Annotated in this window: 17 protein-coding genes; 4 read left to right on the top strand and 13 right to left on the bottom strand. The window is 61.3% G+C overall.

Going from position 1 to position 18,656, the window contains the following annotated elements; genetic code table 11:
• Nucleotides 1-117: 117 nt before the first annotated feature.
• The 9 genes from ACVDG9_RS23155 to ACVDG9_RS23115 all read right to left on the bottom strand — a co-directional run bounded on the left by ACVDG9_RS23155 (nt 118) and on the right by ACVDG9_RS23115 (nt 9,088).
• On the bottom strand, nt 118-906 hold the full coding sequence (locus ACVDG9_RS23155) for a crotonase/enoyl-CoA hydratase family protein (protein ID WP_447239091.1): 789 nt from the start codon (nt 904-906) through the stop codon (nt 118-120).
• On the bottom strand, nt 903-1,763 hold the full coding sequence (locus ACVDG9_RS23150) for a hydroxymethylglutaryl-CoA lyase (protein WP_023002910.1): 861 nt from the start codon (nt 1,761-1,763) through the stop codon (nt 903-905). The genes ACVDG9_RS23155 and ACVDG9_RS23150 overlap by 4 nt, the downstream gene beginning before the upstream one ends.
• Nucleotides 1,764-1,880: 117 nt before the next feature.
• On the bottom strand, nt 1,881-3,512 hold the full coding sequence (locus tag ACVDG9_RS23145; protein ID WP_447239090.1) for an acyl-CoA synthetase: 1,632 nt from the start codon (nt 3,510-3,512) through the stop codon (nt 1,881-1,883).
• Entirely contained in the window at nt 3,499-5,493 is a 1,995-nt protein-coding gene (locus tag ACVDG9_RS23140) for an ATP-binding protein (protein WP_447239089.1), read from the bottom strand. The genes ACVDG9_RS23145 and ACVDG9_RS23140 overlap by 14 nt, the downstream gene beginning before the upstream one ends.
• Before the next feature lie 3 nt (nt 5,494-5,496).
• On the bottom strand, nt 5,497-5,826 hold the full coding sequence (locus tag ACVDG9_RS23135; RefSeq protein ID WP_023002913.1) for a type 2 periplasmic-binding domain-containing protein: 330 nt from the start codon (nt 5,824-5,826) through the stop codon (nt 5,497-5,499).
• Nucleotides 5,816-6,337, bottom strand: coding sequence for an O-acetyl-ADP-ribose deacetylase (locus ACVDG9_RS23130; protein WP_447239088.1), 522 nt, complete (start codon nt 6,335-6,337; stop codon nt 5,816-5,818). Before ACVDG9_RS23130 ends, ACVDG9_RS23135 begins: the two co-directional genes overlap by 11 nt.
• Nucleotides 6,334-6,759 carry an ASCH domain-containing protein gene (locus ACVDG9_RS23125; protein WP_023002915.1) on the bottom strand — a complete coding sequence of 142 codons (426 nt, stop codon included), beginning with the start codon at nt 6,757-6,759 and terminating at the stop codon, nt 6,334-6,336. The genes ACVDG9_RS23130 and ACVDG9_RS23125 overlap by 4 nt, the downstream gene beginning before the upstream one ends.
• 4 nt (nt 6,760-6,763) lie before the next feature.
• Nucleotides 6,764-8,371, bottom strand: coding sequence for a carboxyl transferase domain-containing protein (locus ACVDG9_RS23120; RefSeq protein WP_055659680.1), 1,608 nt, complete (start codon nt 8,369-8,371; stop codon nt 6,764-6,766).
• Between the two features lie 75 nt (nt 8,372-8,446).
• Nucleotides 8,447-9,088, bottom strand: a complete 642-nt coding sequence (locus tag ACVDG9_RS23115; protein ID WP_447239087.1) for a TetR/AcrR family transcriptional regulator — start codon at nt 9,086-9,088, stop codon at nt 8,447-8,449.
• 222 nt (nt 9,089-9,310) lie between these two features.
• On the opposite strand from ACVDG9_RS23115, the gene ppk2 reads away from it, so the two are divergent.
• Together ppk2 and ACVDG9_RS23105 are read left to right on the top strand one after the other, a co-directional pair.
• Nucleotides 9,311-10,219 carry a polyphosphate kinase 2 gene (ppk2, locus tag ACVDG9_RS23110; RefSeq protein WP_055659675.1) on the top strand — a complete coding sequence of 303 codons (909 nt, stop codon included), beginning with the start codon at nt 9,311-9,313 and terminating at the stop codon, nt 10,217-10,219.
• 263 nt (nt 10,220-10,482) lie between these two features.
• Nucleotides 10,483-11,490: a Gfo/Idh/MocA family protein gene (locus tag ACVDG9_RS23105; protein WP_447239086.1), complete on the top strand. Its 1,008-nt coding sequence runs from the start codon at nt 10,483-10,485 to the stop codon at nt 11,488-11,490.
• 134 nt (nt 11,491-11,624) lie between these two features.
• Here ACVDG9_RS23105 and ACVDG9_RS23100 read toward each other — a convergent pair whose 3' ends face one another.
• The gene (locus ACVDG9_RS23100) at nt 11,625-12,464 is read right to left on the bottom strand and encodes an MBL fold metallo-hydrolase (protein ID WP_447239085.1); all 840 of its coding nucleotides are present in this window, start codon (nt 12,462-12,464) and stop codon (nt 11,625-11,627) included.
• Between the two features lie 96 nt (nt 12,465-12,560).
• Here ACVDG9_RS23100 and ACVDG9_RS23095 point away from each other — a divergent pair, with 96 nt between their 5' ends.
• Together ACVDG9_RS23095 and ACVDG9_RS23090 are read left to right on the top strand one after the other, a co-directional pair.
• On the top strand, nt 12,561-13,490 hold the full coding sequence (locus tag ACVDG9_RS23095; protein ID WP_447239084.1) for a GlxA family transcriptional regulator: 930 nt from the start codon (nt 12,561-12,563) through the stop codon (nt 13,488-13,490).
• A gap of 52 nt (nt 13,491-13,542) precedes the next feature.
• Nucleotides 13,543-14,424 carry a hypothetical protein gene (locus ACVDG9_RS23090; protein ID WP_447239083.1) on the top strand — a complete coding sequence of 294 codons (882 nt, stop codon included), beginning with the start codon at nt 13,543-13,545 and terminating at the stop codon, nt 14,422-14,424.
• Nucleotides 14,425-14,510: 86 nt separating this feature from the next.
• Here the strand turns inward: ACVDG9_RS23090 and ACVDG9_RS23085 are convergent, their stop codons facing one another.
• The 3 genes from ACVDG9_RS23085 to ACVDG9_RS23075 are packed head-to-tail and all read right to left on the bottom strand — an operon-like array spanning nt 14,511 to nt 18,641.
• Nucleotides 14,511-15,350: an inositol monophosphatase family protein gene (locus ACVDG9_RS23085; protein WP_447239082.1), complete on the bottom strand. Its 840-nt coding sequence runs from the start codon at nt 15,348-15,350 to the stop codon at nt 14,511-14,513.
• Nucleotide 15,351: 1 nt separating this feature from the next.
• Nucleotides 15,352-16,413 (bottom strand): ABC transporter ATP-binding protein, encoded by a 1,062-nt coding sequence (locus ACVDG9_RS23080; protein ID WP_447239081.1) that lies wholly within the window; start codon nt 16,411-16,413, stop codon nt 15,352-15,354.
• Nucleotides 16,410-18,641, bottom strand: coding sequence for an ABC transporter permease (locus ACVDG9_RS23075; RefSeq protein ID WP_055659662.1), 2,232 nt, complete (start codon nt 18,639-18,641; stop codon nt 16,410-16,412). Before ACVDG9_RS23075 ends, ACVDG9_RS23080 begins: the two co-directional genes overlap by 4 nt.
• Between the last annotated feature and the right edge of the window lie 15 nt (nt 18,642-18,656).

Here is an 18,656-nt window from a genome sequence, read left to right as displayed (position 1 = left end):
TGGGCTGCTTGTTCTGTGTGGCCCATCCTTCGAGACGCGCGCCAGCGCGCTCCTCAGGATGAGGGAGTGGGGAGTTTGATTGTCTGAAGACCCGGTGCTGGCATCAGCCGCTGCAAACTATGAACCGACCCAGTTCGCCTTTCGCTTTTCGAAGAATGCGGAGATGCCTTCCCGGGCTTCGGGGGTTTCCCAGGTCTCGGCGAGACGGCGGATGGTGTCGTCGATGATTTCTTCGGTAATTTCCGGGCCAAGGCTGCGGGCCAGCGCCTTGGAGGCGGCTACCGCAGCGGGGGCAGCGGAGAGATACGGTTTGATTTCCTTTTCGATCGCCGCATCAAGGTCCGCCTCGCTCACGACCTTCGCCACAAGATCGAGATCCCGAGCCTCTTCCGCGCCGAACAGGCGGGCGGACATGAATACCCGGCGTGCCTTGCCTTCGCCCATGCGGGCCAGCACATAGGGGCTGATGGTGGCCGGGATGAGGCCGAGACGTACTTCCGTCAGGCCGAATTTGGCGCTGTCGACGGCAATCACGGTGTCGCAGACGCTCATCATGCCGATGCCGCCGCCAAAGGCCTGGCCCTGCACACGGCCTATCAGTGGCTTCGGCAATTCGTTGAGGCTCTGCAGCATCATGGCAAGCTTGCGCGCTTCAGTCATGCGGGTTTCGCGGTCAGCTTCGAACTGCTCGCGCATCCATCCAAGGTCGCCGCCCGCGCAGAAGCTGGCACCAGCACCCGTCAGGACAACGACACGGACAGTGTCGTCCTCCGCCAATTGCGCGGCAACTTCCGTCAGTTCGGAGATCATCGTGGCGGAAAGCGAATTGTGCTTGTCCGGGCGGTTGAGTGTCAGCGTTGCGACGCCCCGGTCGTCAACGGCAAGGGAGATTGTCTCGAAGCTCATGCGTCAACACTCCTGAGGGTGCGGGCAAAGTCGGCGATTTCAGCAAGCTTTGCCCGGTCGATGCCGGTCTCGAAGCCCTTGCGGGTCATCAGGTCTAGCACGGCTTCGGTTGCGACATTGCCTTTGGCACCCGGTGCATAGGGGCAACCGCCCAGACCGCCGACCGCACTGTCGAAGGTGCGCAAGCCCTTTTCGAGGCTGACCTCGATGTTCTCGATCGCCCGGCCTTTGGTGTCATGAAAATGGCCGGCAAGCTTGTCCGCAGGGATCGCGGTCAGCACGGCGTCCAGCATCCGGCCGATGGTCTCCGGCGTTCCGGCGCCGATGGTATCGCCGAGGGAAATCTCGTAGCAGCCGAGATCGAACAGCGTTTTGGCGACCTCCGCAACCTTCTCCGGTGGTGTTGCACCGTCGTAGGGGCAGTCGGTTACGCAAGAGACATAGCCGCGAACCGGGATGCCGTCCTCATGTGCCTTTTCCAGAAGCGGCTTGAAGCGTTCGATGCTTTCGGCAACCGAGCAATTGATGTTCTTTCTGGAAAAGCCTTCCGAGGCCGAACCGAAAATGGCGACTTCATCCGCCGACACCTTCTTGGCGGCCGTATAACCCTTCACATTGGGTGTCAGCACCGCATAGGTCACGGACGGGTGCCGGTAGATGCCTTCCATCACCTCCTGGGCGTCGGCCATCTGCGGTACCCATTTCGGACTGACGAAACTGGTCACCTCGATCTTGCGGAAGCCGCAGGCAGAAAGCCGGTCCACGAGGTCGATCTTCTGGGCCGTCGGCACAAAGGTTTTCTCGTTCTGCAGACCATCGCGCGGGCCCATTTCAAACAGGGTGACGAATTCAGACATGTTTTCTTCTCTAGCTTCTCGTGAGGCCTAAAGGTGAGGCCGGTTCTTCGCTGCGCTTCGTCCGGGGACGGCACCAGGCAAATCGCGGAGGCATTCGTTAAACGGTGTTTGACACGATCACTCTTCCTGCTCTGCTCGGGCGCGCAGTTCACGGCGGATGACCTTGCCGGTGGTGGTCAGGGGCAGGGCGTCGACAAAAGCGACTTCGCGCGGATACTCGTGGGCTGCAAGGCGCGTCTTGACGAAGTCGGCGATTTCCCCGGCAAGTTTGTCGGTCGGTTCAATGCCGCTTTTCAAGACGATGTACGCCTTGACGATCTCCGTGCGCTGGCTGTCGGGTTTGCCGACGACACCGGCCATGGCGACCGCCGGGTGCTTGATCAGGCAATCCTCGATCTCTCCCGGGCCGATGCGGTAGCCTGATGACGTGATGACGTCGTCATCCCGTCCGACGAAGCGGATCCACCCGGTATCGTCCTTGATGCCCGTGTCGCCGGTCAAAAGCCAGTCGCCCGCAAATTTCTTTTCCGTCGCTTCCATGTTGTTCCAGTAGTTCAGGAACATCACAGGATCAGGACGTTTGACGGCGATGTTGCCGAGTGATCCGGCAGGCAGTTCCTCGCCCGTGTCGCTGACGACGCTGACATCATGACCCGGAACCGGGCGGCCCATGATGCCGGGGCGCGCTTCCATCAGTCTGGCGCAACTGGAAACGATCATGTTGCACTCGGTCTGGCCGTAGAATTCATTGATCGTCAGGCCGAATGTGCGGCGGCCCCAGTCGATCAGCTCCGCGCCGAGTGTCTCGCCACCGGAGGCAACGGACCGCAGGGTGAATTGCCAGCGGTTTTCCGGGGCTTCCACCTGACGCATCATCTTCAGCGCGGTTGGCGGCAGGAAGGTGTTGCGGATCTTCTGGTCCTGCAGCAGCTGGAAGGCTGCTTCTGCGGTGAACTTTCTGAACCGGCACGCTACCACGGGCACACCCAGGAAGAGCGCAGGCATCAGAACGTCGAGCAGGCCGCCGATCCAGGCCCAGTCCGCCGGGGTCCAGATCCTGTCACCCGGCTGGCCAAGAAGATCATGGCTCATCTCGACGCCCGGCAGATGGCCGAGCAGCACCCTGTGGCCGTGCAGGGCGCCCTTGGGCTGTCCGGTGGTGCCGGAGGTGTAGATGATGATTGCCGGGTCATCGGGGCCTGTGTCGAAGGGGTGGAATGTGCCTTCGTGTCCGGCCATGTGATGATGGAGGCTTTCTGCCCCCGGGACGTCTTCATCTGCACAAAGGACAGTCGTCAGTTCCGGCAACCGGTCACGGATGGTCGCCAGCTTGGCAGCGCCGCTTGCATCCGTGATCACTGCCTTTGCGCCGGAATCCTTCAGCCGATACTCAAGTGCTTCTTCACCGAACAGGGTGAAAAGCGGAATGGTAATCGCGCCGAGTTTCAGGGCCGCAATATGGGCAAAGGCTGCTTCGGGCCTTTGCGGCATCAGGACGCCGATCCGGTCTCCGGGCTGGACGCCTCGGGCGGTCAGCAGGTTGGCAAGCTGATTGGAAAGCCGCCTCAGGTCGCCATAGGTGTAGCTGGTGGCGCTGCCGTCCTCGTCGGTATAGACCAGCGCCTCCCGGTTCGGCTCGCGTGCCGCCCAGTCGTCACATATGGCAACGCCGATGTTGAACCGGTCAGGGATTTCCCATCGGAACCTGCCGGACAGGTCGTCATAACTCGTGGCGTCATGCGGCAGCATCGGCTTCCTCCGCGAGCGCCAGAAGGACGGTGCCGTCGGTTACCTGCTCGCCTTCGGCAACAAGAACCTCGCCAATGACACCGTCCCGCGGGGCTTTCAGCGTGTGTTCCATCTTCATGGCTTCCAGGATCACAAGAGGCTGGTCCTTCGTCACGGCTTCGCCTGCCTTGGCGTTCAGAACCTTCACGAGGCCGGGCATCGGTGCGATCAGCTGATCGCCCGCGCCGCCGGCTTCCTCGTCTGCGCTGAGCGTGTCCGGCAAGGCAACCGGGAAAGCATGGCCGCCGAGGAAGACCGTCAGTCCCTTGCGGTCCTCCACTACGACCGCCCGGGCACGGTGGCCGTCACAGTCGTAGGTGATCGCACCGCCTTCAACCTTCACCAGAGCATATTCGCGTGAGCCTTCCTCCAGCTGGACCGCGAACCGTTGATGGCCGAGGGCGTGGACCTCGACGTCCCGGCGCTCGCCTGCAATTTCAAGCAGTGCGTACTGGCGCGATGCACTCCAGATCCGCCATCCGGCCAGCGTGTCGAACGGATCGTTGCCACTTGCCGGCCTGGTCAGGCCAAGCGCCGTGAGAGCGGCAAGGGCAATCGCGTCCACCGGAATGGAGGGCTCTTCTATGAGCTGGGTCAGATCCCGGTCGATGAGGCCGGTGTCGACATCGCCCGCGGCAAAACCTTCATGGCGGCACAGGGCCGCCAGAAAGCCGGCGTTGGTGACGCAGCCGGCAACTTCTGTTGCCTCAAGGCTTGCCAGCAGCTTGCCGAGTGCCGCCTGGCGGGTCGGGCCGTGGACGATCACCTTGGCGATCATCGGATCGTAATAGGGGGTGATTTCATCTCCGGAGCGCACGCCGCTGTCGACCCGGGCGCTGTCTTCCGGAAGGGCCAGATGCTCCAGCGTGCCAATGGCGGGCAGGAAGCCCTTCGGCGCATCTTCCGCATACAGCCGGGCTTCGAAGGCCCAGCCGTTGAAGGAAAGATCTTCCTGGCGCTTTGGCAAGGTTTCGCCGGAGGCCACGCGAAGCTGCCACTCGACCAGGTCTTCGCCGGTGATGAGCTCGGTAACCGGGTGCTCGACCTGCAGCCGGGTATTCATTTCCATGAAATAGAACCGGTCGGACCTGAGGCCTTCGGAAACGTCAGCGATGAACTCGATAGTGCCGGCGCCCGAATAGTCGATGGCCTTGGCCGCGGTCACGGCGGCTTCCCCCATGGCGCGGCGCATTTCCTCCGGCATGCCGGGGGCAGGGGCTTCCTCGATCACCTTCTGGTGGCGGCGTTGCAGCGAGCAGTCGCGCTCGAACAGATGCACGGCATTGCCGTGGCTGTCGCCGAAAACCTGAATCTCGATATGGCGCGGCTTGGTCAGGTATTTCTCGATCAGCACGCGGCCATCGCCAAAACTCGCTTCGCCTTCGCGCTGTGCGCCTTTCAGGGCGTCTGCAAAATCCTTCGGGTCATCGACCCGGCGCATGCCTTTGCCACCACCGCCGGCACGCGCCTTGATCAGCACCGGATAGCCGATCCGGTCGGCCTGCTCCTTCAGGAAGTCCGCGTCCTGGTTTTCGCCATGATATCCGGGCACCACCGGCACGCCGGCCTTTTCCATCAGCGCCTTGGCGGCATCCTTCAGGCCCATGGCGCGGATGGAAGAGGCGCTCGGGCCGATGAAGGCTATGCCGGCCCTGTCGAGGGCGTCGACGAAATCCGGATTTTCCGACAGGAAGCCGTAGCCCGGATGCACGGCTTCGGCGCCACTCAGCTTGCAGGCTTCGATGATCTTGTCAGCCTTCAGATAGCTTTCCGAGACCGGTGCCGGTCCAATACGGAAAGCTTCGTCGGCCATGGCAACGTGCTTGGCCCTGGCGTCCGCATCGGAATAGACCGCAACGGTCTTGATGCCGAGCTTCTTGGCCGTTGCCATCACCCGGCAGGCAATCTCGCCGCGGTTGGCAATGAGGATCTTCTTGAACATTTCTCAGTTCTCCTCCCAGGGAGTGACTAGTGCGCCGGGGGTATCGGCAGTTCGGTCCGGAGCAAGATCCGGCATATGTTGTATGGGCAGCTCGCTGAACACCGTGATGGAGTTCCGGCTCCCGTCGGCAAGGAGTGCGCTTCGTCCGGTTGCCAGCACGCTCACCTTCAGGCCGCCGACGGAGAGGGTGTCGCCCTTGTCGATATTGCCTTCGTCGAGCGCAACCAGGATGGCCGTCAGGGGCTGCGTCAGCTGTATGTCGGGATGCTGGTCACGGAACGCTGCTTCGATATCCGGGCCGCATTCCACCATCGAGCGGACTTCACCCTTCATGAGGTTTCCTCCCGAGTGCTGCCAGAAGATGGGCATGGCTTGCCTCGTCGAAGGCAACCAGTGTGACGGTTTCGATTTTCGGCAGGTCCTCCAGAACCCGTTTGACAGTTTCCACCGCGATCGACGCGGCGCTGCCGGCCGGATAGCCGTAAATGCCGGTGGAAATGGCCGGGAAGGCTATGCTTCTGCAGCCGGTTTCTGCCGCAAGACGCAGGCTGGTTTCATAACAGGAGGCAAGAAGGTCCGCTTCGCCCGACGTGCCGCCTTTCCAGACGGGGCCGACCGTGTGGATGACGTGACGGGCGGGCAGGCGGTAGCCACTGGTGATCTTTGCGTTGCCTGTTTCACAGCCGTTAAGCGTCCTGCATTCGGCCAGGAGCTCCGGACCTGCCGCACGGTGGATCGCCCCGTCGACACCGCCGCCGCCGAGCAGCGACGAGTTGGCCGCGTTGACGATGGCATCCGCGTCGAGCCGGGTGATGTCGCCTATGTGTGTCTCGATCCTGCTCATGGCTTGAGCTCCGGCTGCAGATCTTCAACAACCTTGAAGCGCTCGCAGACAAGGTCCATTTCCGGGTCAAATCCGCCGTTGCGTTCAAAGAAGACCTGATGGTCCCTGCGCCAGCCGGCGAGGTCATCATTCTCGCCTTCCGCCAGGGCGAAGTCTTCCCCGACATCGCAGAAGCGCACGACGGACACTTCCAGTGTTTCGATCACCAGCGCGGGGGTGTCGTCCCAGTTCAGTGCAATGTCCCGCCGTCCATGAACGGGCAGGACCTCACCACCGTCCTCATAGCTCTGCAAGGCACCGCATGTGGCGGTTTTCCTGCCGGCGCGGACAAGGGCGATGAGCTGGGCACACAGGTCCGCATTGTCGCCGAACTTGAAGGTTTCGGCGCCGGGGTATCTTGCTTTCAGCTCGTCGATGGACATCGGATCACATCCTGAAGAGACCGAAGCGCGTGTCTTCGATCGGGGCGTTGAGGGCTGCCGACAGGGAAAGGCCCAGAATGTCCCGGGTCTTGCGCGGGTCGACAATGCCATCGTCCCAGAGCCGGGCAGTCGCGTAAAGCGGGTGACCCTGCTGTTCGAACTGATCGATGATCGGTTGCTTGAAGGTTTTTTCCTCATCCGCCGACCAGCTGCCACCCTTGCGCTCGATACCGTCGCGGCGGACGGTGGCAAGCACGCCGGCGGCCTGTTCGCCGCCCATGACAGAAATGCGGGAATTGGGCCAGGTCCACAGGAAGCGCGGCGAATAGGCCCGGCCGCACATGCCGTAGTTGCCGGCACCGAAGGAGCCGCCCACCAGCATGGTGATCTTCGGGACCGAGGTGGTGGCGACCGCCGTCACCAGCTTGGCACCGTCCTTGGCAATGCCGCCGCTTTCATATTTGCGGCCGACCATGAAGCCGGTGATGTTCTGCAGGAACACCAGTGGAACCTTGCGCTGGGAACAGAGCTCGACGAAGTGGGCCCCTTTCACCGCGCTTTCGGAAAACAAAACACCGTTGTTGGCGATGATGCCAACCGGCATGCCATGGATATGGGCGAAGCCGCAGACCAGAGTGGTGCCGTAGCGGGCCTTGAATTCATCGAAGCGCGATCCGTCGACGGTGCGGGCGATCACTTCGCGGATGTCGTAGGGCGTTTTCAGATCGGCCGGAACGACACCGAGGATTTCGTCCGGATCGTAGAGCGGGTCTTCCGGCGTCTGCAGCGCGACGGATGGGGTCTTGGTGCGGTTGAGGCTGGCGATGGCGCGGCGGGCGAGCGCCAGTGCGTGGGCATCGTCGCGGGCAAGATGATCGGCAACACCGGACAGGCGCGTGTGGACATCGCCGCCGCCGAGATCTTCTGCAGATACTTCCTCGCCGGTGGCGGCCTTCACCAGGGGCGGGCCGGCCAGGAAGATGGTGCCCTGGTTCTTGACGATGATGGTCTCGTCCGACATGGCCGGCACATAAGCGCCGCCCGCGGTGCAGGAGCCCATGACGACCGCGATCTGGGCGATGCCTTTTGCCGACATGTTGGCCTGGTTGAAGAAGATGCGGCCAAAGTGGTCGCGGTCCGGGAAGACCTCGTCCTGGTTGGGCAGGTTGGCGCCGCCGCTGTCGACCAGATAGATACAGGGCAGATTGTTTTCCGAGGCAATTTCCTGGGCGCGCAGGTGTTTCTTGACCGACATCGGATAATAGGTGCCGCCTTTGACGGTGGCGTCATTGGCGAGGATCATCACCTCGCGGCCTTCAACCCGGCCGATGCCCGCGATCATGCCGGCGGCGGGAGCAGCGCCCTCATACATCTCGTGGGCGGCCAGCATGCCGACTTCCAGGAAGGGTGAGCCGGGATCGAGCAGGCGGGAGACGCGTTCGCGCGGCAGGATCTTGCCGCGGGACACATGACGCTGTCGGGCGGTCTCGCCACCACCGTCCAGGGCTGTCTGGGCTGCTGCCTTGACGGTGTCCATGGCCGCTTCGTGGGCGGCGCGGTTTGCTGCAAACTGTTCGCTTCTCGGCGATAGGCTCGATTTCAGGATGCTCATGTCACCCGGTCTCCCTTGGATCAACCTTGTGGACGGTCGATTGAGTTCAGTTGCTTGCTCCCCACGCGTCCGGTTTCACGCCTGAGGGGCCGGAATGTGTTGGTTCCCCGGCGCAACGGCCTTGCGCGCCAGGTCCAGGTAAATCTCTTCGATATCCAGTTTCGACAGGCGGCCGCCTTGGCGGTACCAGCTCGGAATGCCAGTCAGCATGGCGATGATCGCGCGGGTGGCGACCCTCGGTTCGCGGACGCTGTAGCGCCCTTCAGCGGAGCCGGTTTCCAGAATACCCGTCAGGATGCCCTCGTAGCGACGGCGCTCGGCTTCGACGATGTCGAAGTTGTCCGGTTCGAGATTGCGCAGTTCCATGTAGGAAATGAACACCTCGTCCGCCCGTTCCAGGTGATAGCGGATGTGGAAGCGGACAAAACGCTCCAGCGGGTCCATGTCAGCCGCAAAAGCCGCTTCGTCCCAGGCAGCAAGGAGTTCGCCCATGTGGGCGAGCATCAGGTCCTTCAGGATATCCTGCTTGGTCGGAAAATGGTTGTAGAGCGCGCCTGGCTGAACGCCGACATCGGCGGCGATTTCGCGCATGGAGACAGCGGCATAACCGTTGGCGGCAAAGCGTTTCAGGGCTGCCTTGCGCACACGTGCGGCAGTCTCCTGGCCTTTCGCGCCCGTTCTGGATCGGCTTTGCGGTCTTGCGGCTGCACTTGCCATCTTGTTTCTCCCTATTGCAAAAAATAAATGAACGTTCGTTCATTTGCAAGGGTAATTTGAGTGCGAAAGCGTTGCTGCTAGAAAGAATGACAGGGGAACAGGCGCGACTGTCAAAAAACTTTCATGGATAACCTGTTCACAGTCCTTGGGCATTCTGCGTCCGGTTGAATGCGCTGACGAACCTGGGCGTACCTCCGGGATGTATTTCAAAGGAACCGATTGATGACCGAAGAAAGTGCAAAAACCTGGGTTGAAGCGGAATGGGCAGACAGCCTGGACGAAGAGCTGGAGATGGAGATCGACGATTTTCTCGTCGCCAAGGATCTCGCCTTCATCTCCGCGAAGAAGCACAAGTCGACCATCGACCGGAACACCTATTTCCACGAGTTGCTGCGTCTGCAGGCCGAACTGGTGAAGCTGCAGGACTGGGTGCAGCATACCGGTGAGAAGATCGTGATCATCTTCGAGGGGCGCGACGCTGCCGGCAAGGGCGGGGTCATCAAGCGCATCGCGCAAAGGCTCAATCCGCGTGTCGCCCGTGTCGTGGCGCTGCCGGCACCAACCGACCGTGAAAAGACCCAGTGGTACTTCCAGCGCTACGTGCCGCATCTGCCGGCCGCCGGCGAAATGGTGCTGTTCGACCGCTCCTGGTACAACCGCTCCGGCGTCGAGCGCGTCATGGGCTTTGCCAGTGATAGCCAGGTGGAGGAGTTCTTCCACGATGTGCCGGAATTCGAACGCATGATCGTGCGCTCCGGCGTGCGGCTGATCAAATACTGGTTCTCCATTACGGATGAAGAACAGCAGCTGCGCTTCCTGATGCGCATCCACGATCCGCTGAAGCAGTGGAAACTGTCACCGATGGACCTGGAATCCCGCGTGCGCTGGGAGGATTACACCAAGGCCAAGGAAGAAACCTTCGAGCGGACCAATATTCCCGAAGCACCCTGGTTCATCGTGGAAGGCAACGACAAGAAGCAGGCGCGCCTCAACTGCATCAGCCACCTCCTGTCGATGATCCCTTACGAAGATATCCCGCACGACCCGATCAAGCTGCCGGAACGGGTCTACAATTCCGATTATGAGCGCAAGGTCCTGCCGGAACATCTCTACGTGCCGGAGAAATTCTGAGCCGGGACAGTGCTCCCTTCACGGGCGCGGCGCTGCTGTGTGAAATCGCGGTGAAAGACCTTCGATGTCTCCCCGGATCTCCGCTACGCTTGTCCGGAGGGCGAGGTTGGTGTGACTGCTGCCCGCGTCCAGCCGATGAGGCCGGATTCAAATCAGCTTTTCACCAGCGAGCAGGCCTTTCTCCGGCCTTTCTGCCCTTGCGGAGTTAAATCGTTTTATGTCATCTGGCGTGCGTACCTCAAAATCATGGGAAGGATGCCGGCATGACGGAAAAGACTATCAGGTGGGGGATCGTTTCGACCGCGAAAATCGGTCTTGATAAGGTCATTCCGGGCATCCAGCGGTCGAAGACCGGCACCGCCTATGCGATTGCTTCGCGAGATCTCGACCGGGCAAAGGAAGCAGCGAAGGGTCTCGGCATCGAGAAGGCCTACGGATCATACGAGGAGCTGCTCGCAGATCCGGAGATCGACGCGATCTACAATCCGCTGCCCAACCACATGCATGTGCCCGTGACGATCCAGGCGGTGAACGCGGGCAAGCACGTGCTTTGCGAAAAGCCGGTCGCGCTGAATGCCGAAGAGGCAAAGCAGCTTCTGGAGTTGCCGAAGGACAAGCTGGTTGCCGAAGGCTTCATGGTTCGGGCCCACCCGCAGTGGATCAAGGCGCGCGAGATCGTGCGGTCCGGCGATCTGGGGGAGCTGAAGGCGATCCAGACCTTCTTCAGCTACTACAATGATGACCCGGGTAACATCCGCAACAAGGCGGATATCGGTGGGGGTGCGCTGCTCGACATCGGTTGCTACACGATGCTGGCCGGCCGGTATTTCTTCGATGCCGAACCGCAGCGGGTCGTTTCGCTTATCGACCGGGATCCCGCCTTCGGCACCGACCGCATGACCAGTGCCCTGCTCGACTTCGGCAACAACCGGCATCTCAACTTCACCGTCTCGACCCAGCTGACGCCTTATCAGCGCATTCATCTGGTCGGTACGAAGAAGCGGCTGGAAATCGTCATCCCGTTCAACGCGCCGCAGGGCGAAGCTGTTCAGATCCGGATTGACGACGGCTCGCTGCTCGGCGATGCGGCGATGCAGTCGGATATCATCGCGCCTTGCGATCAATATGCCGAACTGGCGGACGTGTTTGGCCGGGCGATCACCGGTGAAGCGCCGCTTCCTTATGGCGCGGAAGATGCCGTCCAGAACATGAAGATCCTCGACGCCATCTTCGCGTCGGCCGAAAAGGATGGCTGGGTCAGCATCGGCTAAGCCGTTCGCACACCCTGCCTCCCGCAAAGCCAGGTCCCGGCCTCGAGCCGGGACCTGTTTTTTTGAGGAGACCGCGGGGCAAAGGCCTGCGCAGCCACGAAAGGACTTGGCGTGGTTGAAAAGTCGCCTTGTGTTCAAATCTCCACAAAAGCGAACCCGTTGTCGCGTGTTTCCAGATATCCGAACCTGTCGGTAGACAGGTGGGTCGCGGCGAAAGGGATCCTGTCTGCCGACAGCCTGTCGAACAGAGCCCTTCTTGTTTTCACGGCCAGATCCGGGTCGCTGTCGAGCGCATAACGGACATCCGGATTGGCAAATTGCAGCGCATCGGACACCACGACATCCGCGAGCAGAATGGCTTCCTCGCTGCCTGAAGAAAGGTGCAAGGCCTGATGGCCAGGGGTGTGGCCGGGCGCTGAAAGCAGGGTGATGCCATCGCCGAGGTCGGTATCGCCGCGATGAAGCCGGAGCTGATTGCCGACCGGTTTCGCAAGCGCCTGAATGAGACCCACCAGTGGCCGTTTGTCTTCCGGTACGGAGGTCAGCAAGGCCTCGTCGGTCCAGAAGTCCCACTCGGCGGCCTGAACGTGGATCTCTGCATTCGGGAAGAGGCAGCTGCCGTTCAGTGACAGTCCGCCGATATGATCGGCATGCATGTGGGTAATGACGATATCGGTCACCGCTGCGCGCTCTTCGGTCTTTTCCGGAGCCTGCCATGTCAGCGTGCCGCTGGCCGGAAATCGTTCCTTCAGATATTCGCTCGAACCGGCGTCGACCAGGATCTTGCGGGTGCCGGTCTCAATCAACCAGGTATTGGCGCCAAAGCGTGTGCTCGGGCTGACGGCGTCCTGTTCGGTCTGTGTCACGTTGGAAAAATAGGCTGCGGGAATATCGAGATAGCCGTCCGACAGGGCCGTGACGGTCAGGTTGCCGAGTGCAAGACGGGATGCAAATTTATCGAGAGTGCCGAGCATAGGGGTCTCCAGGTGTTTGTGCTTTGGAGAAAGCTAGCTTCGAGCATCTTTCGGGGCGATTGGCGCAAATGACAAAGAATGTGCTAAACCAGCCAAATGGGCCAATCGCTGTCGATCGCCATTCTCGCTTATCCGGGATCCCTGAAATCCGCTGTCTACGGGCTCCAGGATATTCTGGGCCATGCGGCGCGGATCAGCGATACCGGGATGAAACTGGATCTGTTGGAAGATTTTTCCGCGGCAGTGGACCGATATGACGCGGTAGTCCTGCCGCCCTCGGCAGGAACGGTCCGTCTGGAAGAGGTTCCGGCTCTTCCTGCTTTTCTCCAGCATTTGCACGGTCGCGGCGCTGTTGTTTGTTCGGCTTGTACCGGGCTGACATTCGTTGCGGCGGCCGGTCTGGCGGAGAGGCGCAAGGTTACGACCCATTGGGGACTGGAACAGCGTTTGTCAGCAACCTATCCGGACCTCAGGCTCGATACGGACAGGCTGCTGATCGAATATTCCGACCTGATCACGGCCGGAGGCCTCATGGCCTGGGTCGATCTTGCGCTGGCGCTCATCGAGCGGTTTCTGGGGTACCCGGTGGCCGTTGCCACGGCGCGGCATTTCATTGTCGACTTTCGCCGCCGCGACCAGCGCCGGTTCAGGCGCTTCCTGCCTGAACTTCGGCACGGCGATGCTTCCATCTTGAAAGTGCAGCATTTCCTCGAAACCCGGTCGGGTGATGATGTGAGCGTTGCCGATATGGTGCGCACGAGCGGGCTGCCGGCGCGGACCTTTCAAAGGCGCTTCAAGCTGGCAACCGGGCTTTCCCCGAAACAGTATCTCCAGGAGCTTCGCATTGAACGTGCCAGGGATCTCCTGATCGAAACGGATCGGCCCGTCTCGGATATCTGCTTTGCCGTCGGCTACAACGACCCGCCATCCTTCGTTCGCCTGTTTTCACGCCTTTCCGGCCTGACGCCGGGCGCGTTCCGCGAGCAGTATCGACGGCAGTCAGATATGGCAGGGGAATCGGCTTGATCGACCCTCTTGTTGGTGCGACCTTTCCCGCTGCCGACGATCGCATACGAATATGAGAGAGGGACACGCGATAGGTATCTTCGCAAGAACTTTGGGACTTCTGGCCGTGGTGGGCCCCTGCCTTCTCGCGGGCGGCGCCGCTGCGGACACGTTGCCTTCTCCCATCACGGGTGCGGTCGAGTTCGGCGGTCTCCAGATGAAGCTGTCAGAGGGCGGCGGTCAAAGACGTTTGATCTTGGCAAACGGCGACCGTCTGCCTTTTCCGAAAGGTGGCAACATCGTTCTGGCTGTCGATCGGGTCCTGGTCTTTGATGCAGAGGGAAACACCGCCGGGAGTTTTCTTCATGACGGTCGGATTTCTTCTGAATTGCTGCGGCGGATGGCCATTCTGGAGAGCTTTTCCGCAATAGGTGCAAACCAGACACGTGAAGACGCTGCACAGCATCTTGCTGCCTTTGGTCTGCCTCAGGCGTCTGCAGAACTGCTGGCGGCAATAAACCGGGATGTGCCGGAGATTGCCCGCGCCAGTGGAGAAGAGTGTGGCGGGAATTGCGATTGGGCCGCGCTCAACGCCATCGAGCGTATTGCAGAAGACCTGGAACGCAAGGATGTCCGTATCTTCGAAAACGCCACTCGCTATCTTGTCGGCTTCGGGCCGCCGGACGTAGAGGCGAAGCCTGATTACATGATAGCTGCAAACCCCGCTGCGCCGCTTTACCTGTCTACGGATAAGACGGCTGCGGCAACGGATGCACTCGGCCTGAAGTTCTTGCTGCTGAATGCGGACGAGCAAACGGACAGCCCCGGGCGCCGGGCCGTCTGCGTTCCACTTTCAGGCTGTGGTTGGGCGGAAATCGAAGTTCTGACAGAGGTTCGCCCGGAATGGCTCGAGTTTGAAAAATCGACCGGAAAATTGCTGCGCGTGATGTTTTGAGGTCGTTCAAAAGGTCCTGAATGAAAAGAAGGCGTACCTCTTCCGAGACACGCCTTTGGAGATGTTCGCAGGATTTCCCTGAAACGTCAGCTTTTCAGGAAACGCTCGCACTCCGTTGCCAGAGCTGACAGATCGTCAAATGTTCCCGGACCGGCCGCGAGAACCGGACCACCGTCCAGGATGGCATCCCCCGCCACCGGGAAGGGGCGGTAGCTGCCGCCGGCTTCGGCGACCAGGCAATAGCCGGCAAGGCAATCCCAGGCATGCATGGACGGTTCGTAGAACCCGGCGAGCCTGCCCGCGGCCACGGAGGCCAGCATCTGCGCGCCCGATCCGGTGCGGATGTAGTTGCCGCCACGCGCCATCAGACCGGCGATAAGCGCGCCGATCATTTCCGCCGGTACGGCGTGGTTGGCGCCGATCCCGGTCAGGCTGTTTTGCAAGGTTCTGGATGAATCAAGCCGGAGGGGTTCGCCGTTAAGCGTTGCGCCGCCGCCCTTGACGGCTGCGAAGCTCTCGTCGTCGCAAGGCACGCGGATAACACCCATGACCAGATCCGTGTCGTTGAGAAGGGCGATCGAAACACACCAGCTCGGCAGACCGTGAACGAAGGCGGAGGTGCCGTCGATCGGATCAACCACCCAGGTGAACCCGCTGCTGCCCTGTTCGACACCGTGTTCCTCACCCAGGATGCCGTCTTCGGGAAAGGAGGTGTGCAGCCTGTCGCGGATGAGGGTTTCAACGTTCTTGTCAGCGATCGAAACGACATCCTGCAGGCCGCCCTTGATCTCTATGGTGAGGTCCTTGCGCCGCCGAAAATAGTCCAGTGCCAGGGAACCGGCTTCTTCGGCGATTTCCCGAGCTGCGGCGAACCTTGCTGTCAGCGCATCGGTCGATGGGGACATGTCTTCAGTAACCAGTGTCATCTCATGCCTCGATCAGGGCGAGGCCGCGGTTGCGGAAGCCGAGGGAAACGGCTGTGTGGGGGGCAAACGACCTTTCGACCGAATGATCGATGACGAAGAAGTTTCCGACCTGGGTCTCGATCTCGTATTCGACATGATCGCCGAGATAGGCCGCGGTCAGGATCTCTCCGCCAAGGCCGGAAGCACCTTCCGGGTTCAGCACGACCGAGCCGGGCCTTACCGCCAGCTTGGCCTTGCCGTTGGCGGTCTGGCGAGCGCGCAGCCGGTGCTGCAGGCCACCGACATCGATCAGTGTTTCGTCGCCTTCACGCCCGACGACTTCGCAACTGACGACATTCGCCTCGCCCATGAAGTCTGCGATGAACTCTGAAACAGGTTCTTCGTAGAGTTCACGCGGAGCGCCCTCCTGGGCGATCTTGCCGTCTTTCATGACCACGATCCGGTCGGACACCGCAAGTGCTTCGTCCTGGTCGTGGGTGACGTAGACGGCGGTGAAACCGAGCCGCTGCTGCAGCTCGCGGATTTCCGTCCTGACGCGCCGGCGCAGCCGGGCATCAAGGTTGGACAGGGGTTCGTCCAGCAGAAGCACCTGTGGGTTCAGCACCAGAGCACGAGCGACCGCGACGCGCTGCTGCTGACCACCGGAAAGCTCTGCCGGCAGGCGGTGACCCATGCTGCCAAGACCGACCTGGGCAAGGCCTTCTTCCGCCCGCTCGCGCGCCTCGCGTTTTTTGTATCCGGAGGATTCCAGGCCGTAGGCCACATTGTCGAGCGCGTTCATGTGCGGGAAGAGTGCATAGGACTGGAACACCATGGAGACGTCGCGCTCATGTGCCGGAACCATGGTGACGTCCCGTCCGCCGATCAGGATCCTGCCCGCGCTCGGGTGTTCGAGACCTGCCAGCATGCGCAAGGTGGTCGTCTTGCCGCAGCCTGAGGGGCCGAGCAGGGTCACCAGAGTGCCGGGTTCGATGGTTATCGACAGGTCCGGAATGGCGGTGAAGGTGCCGAAGTCCTTGCGGACGTTTTCAAAAACGACGGAGCCGGGTTTGAGGTCAGTCATGCAGTTTTCTCCTGCGCGATACGGATTTTATTGGATTTGGCCATGCCGGAGACGCGGTTTTCCCGGCGCAGGCGGCGTTCGCCGACCAGCAGCTGGAAGCCCGCAATGACCGTGATCATCACGAAGATCAGCATGGAGGAATAGGCGATGGCGATGCCGTATTCGCCGTTTTCGACGAGGCCGACGATGTAGGAGGTCGCCATGTTGTATTCCGCGCTGACCAGGAAGATGACCGCACTGATGGATGTGATTGCCCGGACGAAGGAATAGACCAGCGCAGCGGTGATGGCCGGCCGCAACAGCGGCAGGATCACCTTGCGCAGGGTCCGGGCGCTGTTGGCCCGAAGCGTCAGCGAAGCTTCGTCCAGGCTCTTGTCGAGCTGGCTCATGGCGGCAATGCCGCCGCGCACGCCAACGGGCATGTTCCGGAAGACGAAGCAGGCAACCAGGATCAGGGCAGAGCCGGTCATCTCGATGGGCGGCAGGTTGAAGGCCATGATGTAGCTGATGCCGATGACGGTGCCGGGAATGGCGAAGCTCATCATGAGGGCAAATTCGAAGGCGTTCTTGCCGGCGAATTTCTGCCGCACGATGATATAGGCCGTCAGCAAGCCGACTGCCGCCGTCAGGGGCGCGGAGATCAGGGCGATTTCCATGGTCGTCCAGAAGGAGTTCCAGGCAACGCCGGTCCACACGAGAGCGCCATCCTGGAAGGTGACCGAGAACGCCCTGGCGTAGTGTTCCAGCGTCAGGGAATTGTCGAGACCCCAGGTCTTCACGAAGCCGCCGAACAGGATCATGCCGTAGACGACGATGGTGAAGCCCATCCAGGGAAGAACGATGCCATAGACGGTGACGGAGAGGCTCTTCGGCAGGCCCGCATGGGCACCGCTGTCGCCCTTGCCGGTGACGGTTGCGAAGTTCTTGCCCGACAGCCATAGACGCTGCGCAAGGAAGGCGGTCAGTGTGAAGCTGAGCAGGATGATCGCGAGCACGGCGGCGCGGGACGGGTCGACCTGCGAGCCGACGACGGCAAAGAAGATTTCGGTCGAGAGCACGCCATGGCTGCCGCCAAGCACCAGCGGATTGCCGAAATCGGCCATGCTTTCGATGAAGCCGATCAGGAAAGCGTTGGCAAGGCCGGGTTTCATCAACGGCAGAGAGACGCGCCAGAACGTGCGCCAGCGGTCGGCCCGCAGCGTTTGCGAGGCTTCTTCCATCGATGGGCTGACACCTTCGACAACACCGATCAGGACGAGGAAGGAGATTGGCGTGAAGGACAGGACCTGCGCAATCCAGATGCCTGTCAGCCCATAGAGCCAACGGCTTGGTTCGATGCCGAACAGCGTGTCGAGCGCTTCGGTAACGACGCCGGAGCGGCCGAACAACAAGGTGAGTGCCAGGCCGATCACGAAGGGCGGGGTGATGATCGGCAGGACGGTCAGAAGCCGCAGGCCTTTCTTGAAGGGAAAGCGTGTGCGTGTGGCGACCAGTGCGAAGGCGAGGCCGAGGATGGTCGAGCCGAGGCCGGTCATCACCGCAAGGAACAGCGTGCGCCATGCGACGCCGCAGCGATTGCCGCCGATGACACAGTCAAGGCTCCAGATCGCGGGATCCTGCATGTTGCGGATGAAGCCGTCCGGCTTGAAGGAGCCGTCGAAATCCTGCACCGAGCCGGCGAACATCGAGCCAATGGGATAGAAGATGAATACCGTCACCAGGAAGATCAGGATGGAGATCGATCCGACGACAAAGGCATCGCCCTTCATGAAGCCCCGCTCGGCAAGACCGAAGGCTATGAAGAGAACGAAGATCAGCGAGGTGAGGATGGCACCTGCCCCCATGGCGGGCTGGCCAAGCGGCAAGGCTCCGAAGGCGGTTTCGGGAAAGGTCCAGGCCCAGCCGGTGAAGCTGATCGCAAGGCCCTGAAGCGCCATGTACAGAATGCCGATGGTGCCGGTGACGACGAGCAATCGGCCGCGCTTGTTGGCGTCCGCCATGAAGCGCGCGCTGCCGCCGATCAGGAAGAGGGCCAGTGCCAGCACAAGCCACACGCGACCTTCCGCGAAGATCTGCAGAAGACCGGGCGCGAGATCGGATGAGAACGGAAAGTCCGATGGCCACTCAAAGGAAAAGAAGCCGCGTTCGACCCTGTACCAGGGTACGATCAGAAAGGCGCCGATCCCCAGCCCGAGTAGAGCGTTCAGCCGTTTGTTGCCACTCAGCATGGCCACCCCTGTATT

It is taken from the genome of Roseibium sp. RP-7, assembly GCF_053005225.1.
The sequence above is the reverse complement of the archived record's forward strand: the minus strand, read 5'-3'. Positions and strand labels throughout refer to the sequence as shown.